Annotated in this window: 18 protein-coding genes; all 18 read right to left on the reverse strand. The window is 60.3% G+C overall.

Going from position 1 to position 14611, the window contains the following annotated elements:
* Nucleotides 1–6: 6 nt before the first annotated feature.
* The gene (locus tag OC71_RS18730) at nt 7–1209 is read right to left on the reverse strand and encodes a carbohydrate binding domain-containing protein (RefSeq protein WP_041072234.1); all 1203 of its coding nucleotides are present in this window, start codon (nt 1207–1209) and stop codon (nt 7–9) included.
* Nucleotides 1210–1241: 32 nt separating this feature from the next.
* Complete coding sequence (locus OC71_RS18735; protein ID WP_256198926.1) at nt 1242–1604, reverse strand: phage tail assembly chaperone; 363 nt, start codon at nt 1602–1604, stop codon at nt 1242–1244.
* 80 nt (nt 1605–1684) lie between these two features.
* Nucleotides 1685–2605, reverse strand: coding sequence for a hypothetical protein (locus tag OC71_RS18740; protein WP_041072238.1), 921 nt, complete (start codon nt 2603–2605; stop codon nt 1685–1687).
* 37 nt (nt 2606–2642) lie between these two features.
* Nucleotides 2643–3110: a phage tail assembly chaperone gene (locus OC71_RS18745; RefSeq protein WP_041072240.1), complete on the reverse strand. Its 468-nt coding sequence runs from the start codon at nt 3108–3110 to the stop codon at nt 2643–2645.
* Nucleotides 3110–4036 (reverse strand): hypothetical protein, encoded by a 927-nt coding sequence (locus tag OC71_RS18750; RefSeq protein WP_041072242.1) that lies wholly within the window; start codon nt 4034–4036, stop codon nt 3110–3112. Before OC71_RS18750 ends, OC71_RS18745 begins: the two co-directional genes overlap by 1 nt.
* Before the next feature lie 23 nt (nt 4037–4059).
* Nucleotides 4060–4626 (reverse strand): tail fiber assembly protein, encoded by a 567-nt coding sequence (locus OC71_RS18755; RefSeq protein ID WP_041072243.1) that lies wholly within the window; start codon nt 4624–4626, stop codon nt 4060–4062.
* A gap of 8 nt (nt 4627–4634) precedes the next feature.
* Nucleotides 4635–5729 (reverse strand): hypothetical protein, encoded by a 1095-nt coding sequence (locus OC71_RS18760; RefSeq protein ID WP_041072245.1) that lies wholly within the window; start codon nt 5727–5729, stop codon nt 4635–4637.
* A gap of 57 nt (nt 5730–5786) precedes the next feature.
* Nucleotides 5787–6212 carry a phage tail assembly chaperone gene (locus tag OC71_RS18765; RefSeq protein WP_041072247.1) on the reverse strand — a complete coding sequence of 142 codons (426 nt, stop codon included), beginning with the start codon at nt 6210–6212 and terminating at the stop codon, nt 5787–5789.
* A 1-nt stretch (nt 6213) separates the two neighbouring features.
* Nucleotides 6214–6945, reverse strand: coding sequence for a hypothetical protein (locus OC71_RS18770; RefSeq protein ID WP_041072249.1), 732 nt, complete (start codon nt 6943–6945; stop codon nt 6214–6216).
* 14 nt (nt 6946–6959) lie between these two features.
* Complete coding sequence (locus OC71_RS18775) at nt 6960–7559, reverse strand: YmfQ family protein (RefSeq protein ID WP_007964344.1); 600 nt, start codon at nt 7557–7559, stop codon at nt 6960–6962.
* Nucleotides 7547–8593 carry a baseplate J/gp47 family protein gene (locus tag OC71_RS18780; RefSeq protein ID WP_041072251.1) on the reverse strand — a complete coding sequence of 349 codons (1047 nt, stop codon included), beginning with the start codon at nt 8591–8593 and terminating at the stop codon, nt 7547–7549. The genes OC71_RS18775 and OC71_RS18780 overlap by 13 nt, the downstream gene beginning before the upstream one ends.
* Complete coding sequence (locus OC71_RS18785) at nt 8583–8981, reverse strand: phage GP46 family protein (RefSeq protein WP_007964342.1); 399 nt, start codon at nt 8979–8981, stop codon at nt 8583–8585. The genes OC71_RS18780 and OC71_RS18785 overlap by 11 nt, the downstream gene beginning before the upstream one ends.
* Nucleotides 8981–9490, reverse strand: a complete 510-nt coding sequence (locus tag OC71_RS18790) for a phage baseplate assembly protein V (RefSeq protein WP_041072253.1) — start codon at nt 9488–9490, stop codon at nt 8981–8983. Before OC71_RS18790 ends, OC71_RS18785 begins: the two co-directional genes overlap by 1 nt.
* A gap of 153 nt (nt 9491–9643) precedes the next feature.
* Nucleotides 9644–10693: a phage baseplate assembly protein gene (locus tag OC71_RS18795; protein WP_041072255.1), complete on the reverse strand. Its 1050-nt coding sequence runs from the start codon at nt 10691–10693 to the stop codon at nt 9644–9646.
* Nucleotides 10694–10695: 2 nt separating this feature from the next.
* Nucleotides 10696–11934, reverse strand: coding sequence for a DNA circularization protein (locus OC71_RS18800; protein WP_041072257.1), 1239 nt, complete (start codon nt 11932–11934; stop codon nt 10696–10698).
* A complete protein-coding gene (locus OC71_RS18805; RefSeq protein WP_041072259.1) occupies nt 11921–13819 on the reverse strand; it encodes a hypothetical protein in 1899 nt (632 codons plus the stop codon). The genes OC71_RS18800 and OC71_RS18805 overlap by 14 nt, the downstream gene beginning before the upstream one ends.
* Nucleotides 13820–13949: 130 nt before the next feature.
* Nucleotides 13950–14246 carry a phage tail assembly protein gene (locus tag OC71_RS18810; protein WP_003222226.1) on the reverse strand — a complete coding sequence of 99 codons (297 nt, stop codon included), beginning with the start codon at nt 14244–14246 and terminating at the stop codon, nt 13950–13952.
* Nucleotides 14243–14590 carry a phage tail tube protein gene (locus OC71_RS18815; protein ID WP_007964335.1) on the reverse strand — a complete coding sequence of 116 codons (348 nt, stop codon included), beginning with the start codon at nt 14588–14590 and terminating at the stop codon, nt 14243–14245. The genes OC71_RS18810 and OC71_RS18815 overlap by 4 nt, the downstream gene beginning before the upstream one ends.
* Nucleotides 14591–14611: the final 21 nt, after the last annotated feature.

The raw sequence follows: 14611 nt of genomic DNA on the forward strand, positions 1-14611 counted from the left end.
CTACCCCTAGATTTCAGCGTCCGCTGTCCATTCAATCTGCAATCCGTTACCGGGCTGACTGCTCACAGGCGTCACGGTGCCGATGGCGAAACTTCGCTGTGTCACACTTTGCACCGTGGTCCCCGTGCATGCCACACCCTGCGAGTAGTTCCAGACCTGACTGCTTTCATTTCCGGGGCAATACAGGACGACGGTGGGTTGCACTCTCTTCTGAACCTGCATGTCTATAACCATGCCGTATTGACCGGTATTCCCGGCCGCAGCTTGAGTGAACGTAACGATGCAGGTTACGACACCATTGTTTGCACGAATCGGTAAACGACTGGCAAACGACTTCTCGAAGTAGCGCTGACACAACATCAGCTCTTCACCAACAGGACGATATTCGAACGGCGTGGAAACCGGTCCCTCCTCGAGTTGAACCCGTGCAAGATCCACGGTTTGCAAAACGTTAAGTGGCAGATCAAAAGCCAACCGCAAGTAATCATTGGTGCCGAGCATTTTTCCCGCGATCACTGGCACCTGAAACGTCGCGCTGTATTTGGTCCATGCAGTGTTCAATGCAAAGACATCGACCACTTTGACGACGGCTTCCGAACCACCGTTGCCGAAGTACTGACCGATGGTTACCTTCAACGGGCGCGCGGCGTCGGAGCGCGCCCAAAATGTCACGGTGGCGGTTTTTCCAGCCAGCGTCCTGACCGATTCAACGCCTTGGGAAATCTTGTGCTCGGTAGCGCCAACGCCCGCCGTGGTTTGCTGCCAGCGCAAGAAATAGCTCGGCTCACCTGCCACGTCTGTCTGACCAGGGGCAAAATCCTGGCGGGAAATGGCCACGGCAGCATTGCCATTCCAGTCACAGCGAAAACGATCGGCTACATACCCACCGATATTGGGACCTTGGTTGGTTGTTCCGCGCTGCCAGATATCGAAGCCGCCATTGATCAGCACATTCCGGCGATAGACCTGCACCGGAAACTGCTGCAGGGGGTCAGGCTTCGATAATTGGCGGATGGCCTGCGCCAACTGATCGGTCTGTGCTTCATCCGGTTTCAAACCGGCCGCGGTAATTGCGTTGAGTATTTCCTGAGTAACACTGTTGCCCCAACTGGCCGGGATCAGCGATCCCGGTGTTCCGGCGATGGCGTCTTCGTCGACAAATTTGCCGTCGACCAGGCCGGAGCCCGGGACACTTTTTGGGTAATCCATGTTTATTTATCCTCGGTTGCTCAGCAAACCGCTCAACCATTGGCCTGCAGCAAGCGTTCGAGCCAGTCAGGTTCAACCGGCCGCGAACGTACGTTCGGGAAATCCGGATTGTCAGGCCAGTCGCGTAGTGCCTGACGGTACGTCAGGAGTTGTTTGAACTCTTCGCTGCGCAGGGTGATGCCCTCGCCCATTTCCAGTTCTTCGGCATCGCGAAGAACCAGCCATTGAGTGCTCTGCAGAACGTTATTGCGCCAGCCGCGCTCCAGGGCAATCAGCGCCACTGGGGAGACTTGCGGCTCGCCAAGGACTGGCTGACCTGTGGCAGTGGCGCTGATGACTTTGCCTGCGGCCTGGCCGGCGAATAGCTCAATGTATTGGGCCTGAGTGATTTCCACTGCGCCTGCTGGAGGTTCCGCTCCAGGATTTTCAACCCGGTCAAATCCAAGCGTTTGTGCGTAAAAGTAAATAGCCATGGTCAAACTCCCCAAACCAGAATGCGACCCGAAATTCCCGTCGATGGCTTGATCCCTGTGGAATCAATGTTGCGAACCCGCGCCACCACCTGAGTGGTGGTCGATAACCCCAGATCGAACGCCCAGACGGTCGCATTTGCGGCACTCCAGCCTGTCGGATTTGCCTCATTGGCGACGCCACCCAAAATGGCCGACGGAAACTTGATCGGCAGTGAAAGCGTCATGTTGCCGTTGGCGTCAGAGCCACCGACGACCCATTGCAGGATCAATCCGCTGGGGAATTTCTGATAACCCGGCGTGGTGAACTGAGCGCCGTAGGAGGCGCAGTGCTTCAACGCAGCCGTGCCATAAACCACCCAAGTACCAGACTCCCTGACGAAGTTCGCACTCTCACCGGCGTTCATCACGATCGACGCCACGTAAGCCCCTTGAGGGCTGATTTGTGAGCCGGTTTTGCTGGCTACCATGACCGAGCCTGCGTTGCGGCAATGCAGACTGATCGTCGCGCCATCCGGCGCCGAGGCTGCGTCCGGAAGCGTCACGGTATAAGTCACTGTGCCGCCCAGACCAATCGAGGAACCGACATCGGCCAGCGTCAACTGAGTCGCTGCGGATATCCCGCGAGCACTCGCATGACTGCCCAACGCTCGTTGTACAAATTGCGCAGTTGCCGCCGAGCGTCCGCTATCAAACTGCGGTGCTGTGTTGAACAGCGTCGGGCTGCGCAGCGCAGCGAGCAACTGATTAGTGGCCGACTCATTCGGCGTCATGCCGGCCGCTTGCACCACATTAAGAATTTCCTGCGTAACGCCATTGCCCCATGTCGCCGGAATCAGCGAACCAGGTTTGCCGGCAACCGGGTCCTCATCAGCAAATTGTCCATTCACCAGTCCGACACTGGGCACACTCTTGGGATAGTCCAAGGGTTGTCTCCTTAATCCGAAATATTTGGGGCTGGTCTCAGCCTATGAGTGCGGCTAACCGCGTGGGGACCGAAGGCCGGGAAACTGCGGAAGGAAATTGACTTGTTTCAGGCCAGTCGCGCAGCGCCTGACGGTACTCCAGCAATTCCAGATATTGCGCAGCCTTGAGCGTCGTCCCGCGCCCCAGCTCTTGCTCATCGCGATGCCGCGTCACCCACCATTCGGTGGCCGACAGGCTGGACTGGCGCCAGGTGCGTGCTGCCGCCAGAGCGTCTTGCTCCTCTACGACGACGTCAGAGATAACGACCGGACTTTCCATCACCGGCAACGGCGCAATCTCCTCGCGCAGTTCGCCGACAGGTGCGCCGATTTCGATCTGCATGCCCTCCGGCACGGGCACCATCGACTCGACGAAGGACGGGGCAAAAAGCTGGGTAATCTGGTAGTCGCCGGTATCGATCACCTCGACCGCAACGCCGTTTTCCACTCGTGCATAACGGGCCATTATTCGTACTCCCAGATTTCACAGAAGGCGTTTCCGCCGACGCCGCTGAGGACTGACGCGGAGGCACTGGTCGAACATGAACCACTGCCACCTGACCCTCGGTTTCCTGAAGTGCCAGCGCCACTGAGGCCCATCAACGGGCCACCGCCATCAAACGGACTCGCGCCTCCGCCACCCGCCAATACGCCCCAATTGGCGTTGTACATGGCATAGCCACCGCCTATTCCACGTGCGTTAGCGAGATTGCCGCCCGTCACGGTTTGTCCTCCAGCGCCCCCCTGAACGAAGCCAACTGCCGTGGCGGTCACAGGAAAGGTCAGTATTTGCCCGCCCATGCCACCGGACGCGCTCAGGTAACTGCCAAAAGAAGCGCCTCCGCCGGCCTGCCCCATCGAGTTACGTGAGGCACCACCAGCCCCCAGAGAAACAGGAACGCCGGTCATCATTTCTGCTGTCACGTCATATAAGCTCTCGGCGTAGGCGCCACCACCACCGCCACCTCCAATACTGTGATAACCCGCTGCCACCGGCGCACAGCCGCCTCCCGAACCACCAGCGCCAACCAGACGCACGCGAATCCGTTTGGCCCTGGGATTGGGCTTGTAAACCGTGATCCCGAGCGTCTCGATCTGCCGCACCGCCAACAACCGCCCCACCGCATCGGTGATGCCGTAACCGGCCAACGTGGTCGGGGTATTTTTCAGTTTGCTGAAGTCGACCAACGCGCCGATGGCCGCTGCCAACTGATCGGTTTTCGCTTCATCAGGCGTCAGACCGGCAGCCTTGATCGCGTTGAGAATTTCTTGCGTGACACTGTTGCCCCACGCGGCCGGGATCAACGAGCCCGGTGAACCGGCGAGCGGGTTTTCATCGACGAAGCCGCCGTTGACCAGGCCAACGCCGGGAATGCTTTTTGGATAATCCATTGCACTGCTCCCTGTGCTGAAAATCAGTTGGTTATGGCTGCGCCGGGAGCGACCGGCCAGGTAATCTCATCGGGGAAACCGGCCTGTTTTTCGATGCGGTTCAGCTCGACGCTATAGAGCTTCCACTCGATCAGCAGCAGTTGTTCGTCGTGGCTGGCATCGCCGATGTCTTCGGCGTATTGCAGCGGAGCGATGCGCAGGACGGCATCGCGTAACAATGCGTCGCGCTGGCCGAGAGATTGCTGTCTGATGCTCGCCAAACGAGCCTGCTCATCCAGCACCCAGGCGTTGTCGCGCCAGATGTGGAAGTCGCCTGGCCATGGCTGCGCGGTCAGGGTGTCCGGCAACTCACCCAGCTCGGTCCAGATCTGTTGCGCGCCGCCGTCCTTGCGATAAACCATGCCCCGACGATCGATCACCTCACGCGGTACACCGTTGATCAGTGCCCAGCTACGACCGGTTTCCGGCTCAGGCAACTCGTACGCCAGCTCAACAGCATTACCGGGTAACTGGATGCCAATGCCCGGCGTGACAATGAACTCGACTGGCCCGGACAGAGCGCCCGAACCATCAAATAGATAATTGAACATAAAGTGCCTCAGATGAGTTTGATGCGGCCGGGATAGGCGATGTTGCGCGGGCGGGATTTGAAGGCGTAGAGCAATGTTGCTGCGGTATCCCTCTGATAACTGGTATTCACCGGAAAAGTCGGACCACCATTGATCAATCCCGTCACGTATTGCGGTTCTTCCCGGGTATCCGCGCCAAAACTGGTCAAGCTATCTGACCAGTACGCGCCCACAGCGCCTGCGCCATTGGCACCTTGTGCATACGAATGAGTCGATCCAGTCTGAAAAGTACCCATCGCGCGCCCGGCATCCACACCACGACCTTCATCCAGAACCCGCAAGAATTCCCCTCGCCCTTCGGGGCCACGAAAGGTCGTCGCACCGTCACCCGTGGTCCACTTCCCCTCGGAGCCCACGCGTAAGGCTTCAGTCCCCAGCATTCCCGATTGCTGGGCGTGATCCCACAGCCACGGCCATTCCGCGCGTTTCATCACGGTGCCATTCAATGCACCGTATCCGCCGGGACTGAGCATCAGGGTCGTCTCGAAAAACGGCCGCCCCAACGGCGTATTGTCAAAGCGCCCGACCGGCCACCAACTCCCCGCCCCATCACTGCGCAGGTGCCACCAGTCACCGCCGCCCATCAATACGAAGAACGGATAACCGCTGGCCGACAGATGGGTGTGAAAACGAATCCCGTCAGTACCTGACGCCTGGATGACCATGCGATTACCGCTGTTGTCCACTCGACGAACAATCACGTCGCGCACACCGAGTGCGGCGTTGGCCGGAGGCAGCAGCACGGTCACAGGCCCCGGGCTGCCGTCGATCAGCACCAGGCCAAGCTCGGCCTCGGTCAGGGCTTTCGACGCGGCCAGTCGGGTGATGACCGAACGCATGGGGCTGGCCTTGCCGATAATCGACTGAATTGCCTTGAACAGCTGCCCGGTATCCGCCTCGGACGGCACCAACCCGCCACCGTTAATCACACTCAGGATCTCCTGAGTCACGCTGTTGCCCCACACCGCCGGAATCAACGAACCCGGGGTTCCCGCCACCGGGTTTTCATCGACGAAGCGGCCATCGACCAGGCCGACGCTGGGGACGCTTTTTGGATAATCCATAGTTAACTTTCCTTTACCTGGAACATTGATGGGCGATGCCGACAATGCAGCATCCATTCACTCGGCAGTCATCCAGGCAGGCTTTTTCGGTCGAGAGCGTTTGGAGGGGAATTTCTTCGCCTGGGGCCACTTGCGTAGCGCCTGCAGGTAATTCAGCAGGGTCAGATATTCAGAGTCGGATAGCGTGGTGGCTTTCATCAATTCCACTTCGTCCCGATGGCGATCACGCAACCAGACCACGCGATCAAATTCCTTGTCGCGCCATGCCTTTGCTTCGATCAGCGCTTGCTCGCCTGAAAGGGGCGTCGACTCGATCAGTATCGGCAGACCTTGCTCGTCATGGGACCGCTCGGTTCCGGCTGCAGGGTTAGCAATAACCGACTCGTAACGCTCGTCGTCAATTTCAACGGCATCGCCCGGGAGGCTCGTGTGATAGCCCGACAAATAAGTGTTGCCAGTGGTGCGGCTATAGAAACGTTTCATTTCAGTTCCCCACTCCCAGCACAGTGACAAAACCGGTGCCACCGGAATTACTCAAAACCTGCACCTGGCTAGAATCAAAATAGGTCACCAAGGGTGGAGTGGTGATATCAAAATAGGGTGCGTTTCCGCCGTGCGAATAACTCGCCCAAGTAGCGGCACACTGGGTCTTGAAAGCCACCGGCCAAGGTTGGGCAGCATAGGTTTTATCTGCAGCAATGGTGATCAGGACCCACTGGATCATGAAGCCCCCCAACCAACTCGGAAAGGCGATATAGCCGTTCGCGCCAATGCTGTAGGAAACACCAAACCGGAGCTTTTTCGGTGTGACGATGGCGGTGTCGTCAGTCCCCGCATTGACTTGGCTTTGGGTCGCGATCCGCGCCCAGCCTAAAACCGTTTCAGTGGCTTGAACCACTTTCTTTTCGATCGCTTGGAAAACGCGCTGCGGCGTCATCAGACGGCTGCTGCTGGTACCTGCTTCGGCCTCATCCTTGCTCGCCAAAGAATCATTTTTGTTCTTCTCGACAATCGTCGAAATCGCCAATCTCAGTTGCGTGCTATTACCCTCGTCAGGCACAAGTCCGGCGGCAGTGATCGCGTTGATGATTTCATCGGTAACGCTGTTGCCCCATCGCGCCGGAATCAGCGACCCCGGCGTCCCGGTCAGCGGGTTTTCATCGACAAATTTCCCATTCACCAGACCGGCGCTGGGCACACTTTTCGGATAATCCATCCGGTCATTCCTCCCTAGTCATAGTTGATGTGCACCTTGGTATGCGCCGGCGCACTGCGGTGGATCAGGCACTCCAGCGCCGAGCCCGGGTTCACGCCAAAGCGCTCGCCCCAGTAGCTCGCGCCGTAGCGCCGACCGAGCAGCAACCGGCCGCCGGTGTTGAGGGTCCACATGAATTGCGCTTCCCAGGTGCCCCAGTGCGCTGCGCCGAAACGCGAGCGGCCCATGCGTGGGGCTTCGTGTTCGGTGATGCTGGCGTTGGGGTAGCCCTGGCTTTTGGCGATGTCGAGGTAGTAACCGACAGCCTGGCTGCCCACCGCAAGCAAGCGCCGGCGTACGGCGAGGCGGCGGTCGTCGAACAGCGGCGTGGCGCCCAGGCACGGGTCGGGCAGTTCCATCACCCGTTCCCAGTCCGGCACCAGTTCGCTGACGCCCGCCGGATCCATCTCGTTGAGCAGGTCGGCGGCGCGGGCGTCGAGGCGCGCCAGTTCGACGGCCACGCCTTGCAGCACTTCCTCGAGTTCCGGAACGCGCTCCGGGTCCCACGCCGGGCCGCTCGGCAACAACGCGCGCAGTTGCGCCTGGTATTGCGCGGCGGTTCTTATGCCCCCCATACGCAACCTCCGAAGGTCAGCAGTTCGCTTTGCCCGGCAGGCACGTCAGCGGCCGGCGCGGTCAGCGTGTGATCGTACTCACCGCCGGCGCTGCTGATGGCTTCGCGGATATGGCTGATCAGCAGCGGCACACCCAGATCGGCCTCGCGGTTGTGCAGGTCGCGCAGTTGCGCTTCAACGGCGGCGCGCACAGCAGTGGTGTCCGGGTTGACGCTCTTGAAGCGATACACCACCGGCACCTGAATCGGCCGCTGCACGTGTACTTCCGCCGTCACCGGACGCAGCGGTTCGATGTACTCCTGAACCTCCGCCAATTGCTCATCGTTGGGCACCGGTTGCGGGTCTTCGTCACGCATGATGAACACCGTCACTGTGCCTGGCCCGAGCAGGCCGCCACGGCACCAGGCCCGCGTCACACCCGGCACTTCCAGCGCCCAGGTTTCGTAGTCGCTCGCCGAACCGCCGTGGGGTATCACTCGATAAGAACGGATCACCCGCGAGCGCAACGACTCCAGGCTTTCTCGCGCCACGCCACCACTGAGGCCGGGCGCGAGCACCACAAAACTGTTACCGACCACGCCGGCGATCGGCTGCACCGGGTTCAGCGCCAGACCGGCGTCGGCATTACCGAGGCTGCCAGCATCCAGCGCCGCGATGGTGGTGGTGTTGCTGCCATTGACGGTGGTGCGCGCGGCGGTGACTTTGTAAGTACGGCCATCGCTCGCTTGCAGCAGCGTGTCGACATCCAGCACCGCACCGGCGGTCGCGGTAAAACTGACGCTGCCGGTGGCGACTTGCGCCGGTTTGCGTGGCTGATTAAGGCGCAGCGCGGCGATGCGTTCCAGGGTCGATTCGTCGGCCTTGTCCGGCAGGATCTGCTCGGCAATCCAGTCGAGATAACCGTACAGGCCATACGCGGCGCCACCGAGGGTGCGGGCCAACACTTGCGCATCGGACTGGCGCAGCGAATCGCCGGCCAGGTCGCTTTGGGTGCGCTTGATCAGCACCGGCAGCGAAGGGGTTTCAAACGGCATAGATCACCTGCCAACTGTTATCGGGGTTGATGTCCAGACGTTCGCCGTCGGCCAGGGTCAGGACCGTGCGCAGGTTCAGGCGCTGGGCGTCGAGGCGTTCGCTGATGATGTCGATGGCGCTGCAGTGGCCGTCGTCGATCAGCCATTGCAGGGCTTCGCGGGCATAGAACTCGGCGTCCATCTGGGTCTGTCGGGTCAGCTTGACCCGACGCAAAAGCCACAGCCGCGAACCGATGCGATCGTCGGCGACGGTGGGAAAGCTGTCGCCCCACCAGCCGAAGCGCTCCTCGTCATCGAGAGCGTCGTCATCGGCGGCGCGGCGCCAGGTGAACAGGCTGATGAGCACGGCGCGGGTCAGCGCGGCATGGAGGTTCTGGCTGACAAGCATTATTTGCCTCCTGCCGGCGCACCGGTCTGGCCGCTGCCGGCCTGCACGCCGACGTGCACATGTTTGATCTGGCTGATGCCACCGGCGAGCTGATCACCGGTGGAAACGATCTTGCCGGTCTGGTTGATCACCGGCGTGTCGAAGTTCACCGCGCTGCTGGCGCGGATGTTCAGGGTGGCGGTTTCGATGTCGATGATGCGCCCGCGCTTGAAGTGAATTCTGTCGCCCTCGTCGGTGTAGATCGCCACTTCACCCGAGGCCAGCGACTGCAGGCGATAGCGGCGGTCGGCGACCACCAGGGCGATGGCGTGGGAACGGTCGCCGCCGAGAAACGTGACGATGCCTTCGGCGCCGGCCAGCGGATTGCTGGTGAAACCGTAGGGTTCGAAGTGCTCCAGGTCGTCGTTCACTTCACCGGCGGTGAGGCGCATTTGCAGCGATTGCAGCTTGGATGCCGAGTTGGCGAGCACGACAGTGCCGCGCGCCAGCAGGCGTGTCAGTAGGCTCATGAATTGATCCTCGATACTTTGCCAACACAAAACCTGTGGGAGCGGGCTTGCCCGCGATGGCGGCGTGTCAGGCAAAGAAGTGTTTGCGGTAACCTGCGCTATCGCGGGCAAGCCCGCTCCCACAGGATCAGGTGATGCCCTTCGGTTCCGGTGTCAGGCCGGCGTTTTTTTCGGGGGCGTGGGATCAGGATCGAAGGTATGCGGTGGCGCCACTTGCAGCGTGGTCACCGAGCCTTGCGCCGACAGCGAATACGTGACTTTGGAAATCAGCATGTCACCGTCAAAACCGAGCACCGGATCCGTGACCTTCACCAGCGTGTTGTGGCGCCACAGATCGCCATTGGACTGACGCCAGCCCTGCACCTGATAGGTGGTGGACTGCGCCCGGCCGATGCGGGTGGCGCTTTCCCATTGGGCGCGTTGCTGGGCCAACTCGAACGTCAGCGCGGTGCCTTCGTTGATGATCGTGGTACGTCGGCGCTTGAAGCTCAGATCAGCCGCGCTGGATTGAACCTCGCTGACGGCCGCCCCGCTCTTCTTGTCCGAGCCTTTCTGCTGACCGATCACTCGGTATTCAGAAAACACCTGGCTCTGATCCATCGGCGCGTTCGCCGACAGAATGTTCTTGCCCAACTCCAGCGCGTCACTGGCCCGACCACTACTGCCGGGCTTGGCCAGAACCAGCCGGCCTTGCTCGTCATCGGTGGAAAACACCCGGAACAGCGAGAGCAGACGGTCGATCGACTGGAACACCGTTTCGCCCGGCACGATGGTGTGTTTGGCGAGCCGCGCGGTCTCGGGAATTTCGTTGACCACGTACAGCGAGTATTCCGCCGCCAGAGCCTGGACGATGCTCAGCAGCGGTTGCTCCTGCCATTGGTTCGGCCGGTTGGTGGCTGCGCAATCGACCAGATCCTGAGTCTTGGAACTGCCCTCGATGCTCAGGCTGATCTGGCGTCCGTCGTAACTGATCGGGGCCTTGAACACGTAGCCAGTGAGCACCAGGTCCTGGCCGATTTTCACTTCGCACGGGTCACCCGGTTTGATCCGTTGATCCACCGTCTGCCCCGGCCACTGCCAGGTGATGTCGAGTTTGAAGGTGCGGAACTGGCGCTCAAGATCGGCGGTGATTTCCACGCTTTTCCAGCCGCCGTATTCCATGTTGTTGACGGTCAGCGTGACGCGGTTGTCTATCTCGCTCATGACTACTCCCGGGAGACTTTCACGTCATTGGGCGGCAGGTACAACGGGTTGGTTACCGCGTTACGCTGGATCACTTCGGTAACGCGCGTCGCATCTCCGAACTGTTTGTACGCCACCACCAGCGCCGGAAAACTCTCCTGAAACGACTTGGTGACCAGACGCACACCCGAAGACGCTACCGCTTTGAGGTGCGCGACCAAAGCATCCTGTACATCGCTGATCGCTTGATAGTGCGCCGGGCCGGCTTTGTTTTTGGCCATCTGGAGCGCCTCGACCAGGTTGTTCTGCAGCGCCTGCAAATCATCCGTGGCCGGCACGTCCTGACGCGTGACCTGCTGCTTCGATTGCTGATCAAGCGAAGGTGTCGACGCCAGCTTCACTGGCTTCGACGCCACCGGCATCGAGGCGACCCATTGCGCCACTTTGACGATCAGGGTGTCTTGCACCAGATCGGCCATGGCTTGGGCCGCCGCGTTGGTGTCCTTGCCGGTGGTGATCTTCGGCGCATCGGCCTTGCGAATGGCTTCGAGTTGTTGGGACACGTCGGCAATCACGCCACGGTAGCCCTCCTTCGCGAATGCCTTGAGTTCCTTGATATCGCCGAGCAAGCCCTTGAACTCCGCCGCCACTTCCTTGGGCAATTCCTTGACGGCTCTGACCAGTTCAGTGATTTCCTTGTATTGCGCGATCAGCGGTTTCAGCTGTTCCTTGATGACATCGAACACCCCGGTCAGGCTGTTTCGCAGATTATTGATGCCGATCCGCGCCGCTTGAATCCGGACAATCACCTCCTCGAAACGCGACACGGCTGACCCCAGCAACGTGTCTGCCTTGGCCAACAGAACTTTTTGCGTACTGACCGTGGCGGTCGGAAACGGCAACGGCCGGTCGGGGTAAAACTTCAGACTGAACGTCACCAGCCCGCCATCCTGGCGGGTGTGGGTCATGTCGCATTCGCCGACCTTGACTTGCAGGCGTCCGAGCCACGGATGCACCAGTTCACCACTGCCCGCCTCCAACGCCTTGAGCAGCTTGTCGCGCTGCTCCAGGCAATCGGCGCCGATGATGAACGCCGTCAGGTCGTGGGTCTTGGCCTGCTGGCCGAGATCCTCGAAATACGGCAGGTCGCGTTGCGGATACTCATGCAACTGACCTTTGCGACCGACCGGGGTTTTCGCCTGATCGATCCAGAACCCGACACCGCGAAACGATGCCGGCAACAAGCGGTCACGCCAGTTCATTGGAACCTCCTGCCGACAGCGAGCGATAGCCGATGCGCGAAGACAGCGCCAGGCCAGGTTGATTGGTTTGCGGTTGATCGGTGCGCAGCCCCGCCGGCGCATTTTCGAAGCGCACGGTCAGGCCGCCTTCGAGTTGCGTGCGGTTGTTGGCAGCGCTTTGCTGAATCAGGGCGCTGGAGGATTGTGGCAGCGAACCGCTTTGCAACGTCCCGTTTCCTGCAGGCGCTGGATTCGCGCCAAAGAATGCCGGCGCCAGTTCACCCTTGCCTTCGGCATTGGTCTGGCGTTGCGCCTCAGTCAGCGTTTCGACCTTGCCGGTGACCTTGGCGATCAACCCGGCAAAACCACCGTCGAACAGTTCCTTGATCGGCGCGATGACGGTTTGCAGCTTTTGCCACAACTCGCCGAACCACCCGACGATCGGCCCCCAGCTCTCGATGAGCTGATCCAGAGGTTTCCATTCGAACAGCGTGTGCAGAAAGTCCACGACCGGCGCAGACACTGCCAGCACAACATCCCACAGCGCTGAAAAAACCTCGCCGACCGGCTGCCAGTACTGCGCAATCTGCTCCAGCGGCGACCACTCGAACAGGCTGGTAAAAAAGCCCTGGACCCGCTGCACTGATGTTTGCAGGGCCGTCCAGATCGGTTCGAAGTACCCCACGACACCACTCCAGGCGCTGGTGATCATTTCCATCGGGAAATAATCGAACAACGTCCGCAATGTTTCCCGGGTGCTTTGCACAGCCGATTGCAGCGTCGTCCACAGCGGCTGGAAGTACGCAACAACACCGCCCCAGGCGCTGGTGATCATCTGCATCGGCGAGAAGTCGAACAACGAAGCCAGGAACGCCTTGGCCGGCTGCGCGGCTTTTCGCAGGCCATCGAACATCGGCTCGAAGAACCTGACAACACCGCCCCACGCACTGTTGATCATCTGCATCGGCGAGAAATCGAACAGATTTCTGAGGAACGCCATCACCGGCACACTCAAGGCCTTGAGCAGTTCCCAGATCGCCGAAAACAGTCCCGTCAGCGGCCCCCAGTTGTCCAGGATCATGCCGTAAGGCGTCCAGGAGAAAACTGTTTTAAAGAAGTCGATCACCGGGCGGGTGACCGCCTTGACCTTGTCCCAGATCCCCGAGAAAAATCCCGTGACCGGTTGCCAGAGCGTCGCCAGCGCATCGAGCGGGCGCCAGTCGAGCACCGAACGCAAGATCGCCATGGCATTCGCCCCGACGTTTTTGACGCCTTCCCACATCCCGGTGAAGAACGCGCTGATCGGTGTCCAGTTGGCATAGATCAAACCGGCCGCCACCGCGATACCCATGGCAATCAGCATGATCGGGTTGGTCTTGAGCACCATGCTCATGACATCGAACACTTGCGTCGCGCCAGTGACGGCGGTTTGCATCGCCGAAAAGGCGATGGCCCCCGCCGCCAGCCCCTCAACCAGTTTCGGATTGTCGGCAAGCAGGCTGCCGACCTGAGTCATCATCGGCTCAAGCCCGATCACCAACGCACCTACCGCCGGCACCAGCGCAGCGTCGACAGCGGAGGAAACCTTTTCCATCGACGCACTGAACACGTTCATGTTCTGCGCGGCGGTTTGCGGTGCGGCGGGCAGATCAACGGTTTTCGCCGTCTCGCTGACTTCAGTCAGTTTGCCCTGAAACGCCGCCGCCGATTTGATCCCGTCCACGAACGGCGTGATCACACTGCCGCCCTTGAACAGACCGCTGATGTCCAGTTTGCCGAGGCCGGTCTGTTCGAGATTTTTCTTGAAGCTCTCGACCTTTACTCGCAGGGCGCCGAGTTTGGGCGACAGTTCATCGATGCCCGTGATCAGCACCGGTGTTTTGACTTGCTTTTCTTCGTCTGCCATCACTGCACCTGCTGCATCGCATTGATCCGTTGCGCGTGCTCCAGCGACTCGCGGAGCACATCCAGTGGCCTGGCCATCATCTGTTCGGGGTCAACCTTCCAGAACCAGGCCAGGTCATAGGCGACTGCGATCAGGTCGGTGATGGCTCCGACGCCGCACTCATGAAAAAACTCGCAACGGCCCAGCTCAACGCATTGAGGTCAGCCAGATCGAGCTGGTTGACCGACGACGGCGGGATGCCGGCGCACACGGCGATGTATTTGGCCGCCACGTCCATGTCGAGGCTGACTTCTTCGCTCTTGTCGATCTTGTACGGCAGCGCCTTGATCGCTCGCACTTCCTGCACCGTCGGACGGCGCAGGACGAGTTCGGTCAGGGGCTCGCCGTGAGCTTCGATCGCAACCTGAAGCTTCACGGCGCCGCTCATTGCCAGGTCCCCTTGATGCCTTCGAATTTCAGTTCGATGGTGGCGTCGTCGCCTTTGGAAACCGGCTCTTCGACCAGATAGGCACCGGCCAGCACGTAGACTTTGCCGTTGCTGAATTCGCAGGTAACGGTGATGTCGGTGCCTTCGATCAGCTTCTTCAGCGGGAAGTCGGCGGTGTGCAGCGCGGTCACTTTGAACGACGGCGCGACGTCGGTTTCCTTGTAGAAACCCGGTACGACGGTTTCGCGTTTGACGGCCATCAGCGGGGCTTCGCAGCCGCCGTTGATAGTCAGTTGTGCACCGTCGACTTTGACGTAGCAGGTGCCTGCAATCACTTGACCCATGGTGTTACTCCCTTCAAATAA

The sequence above is a fragment of the Pseudomonas sp. W15Feb9B genome (assembly GCF_000828175.1).
Lineage (GTDB): Bacteria > Pseudomonadota > Gammaproteobacteria > Pseudomonadales > Pseudomonadaceae > Aquipseudomonas > Aquipseudomonas parakoreensis.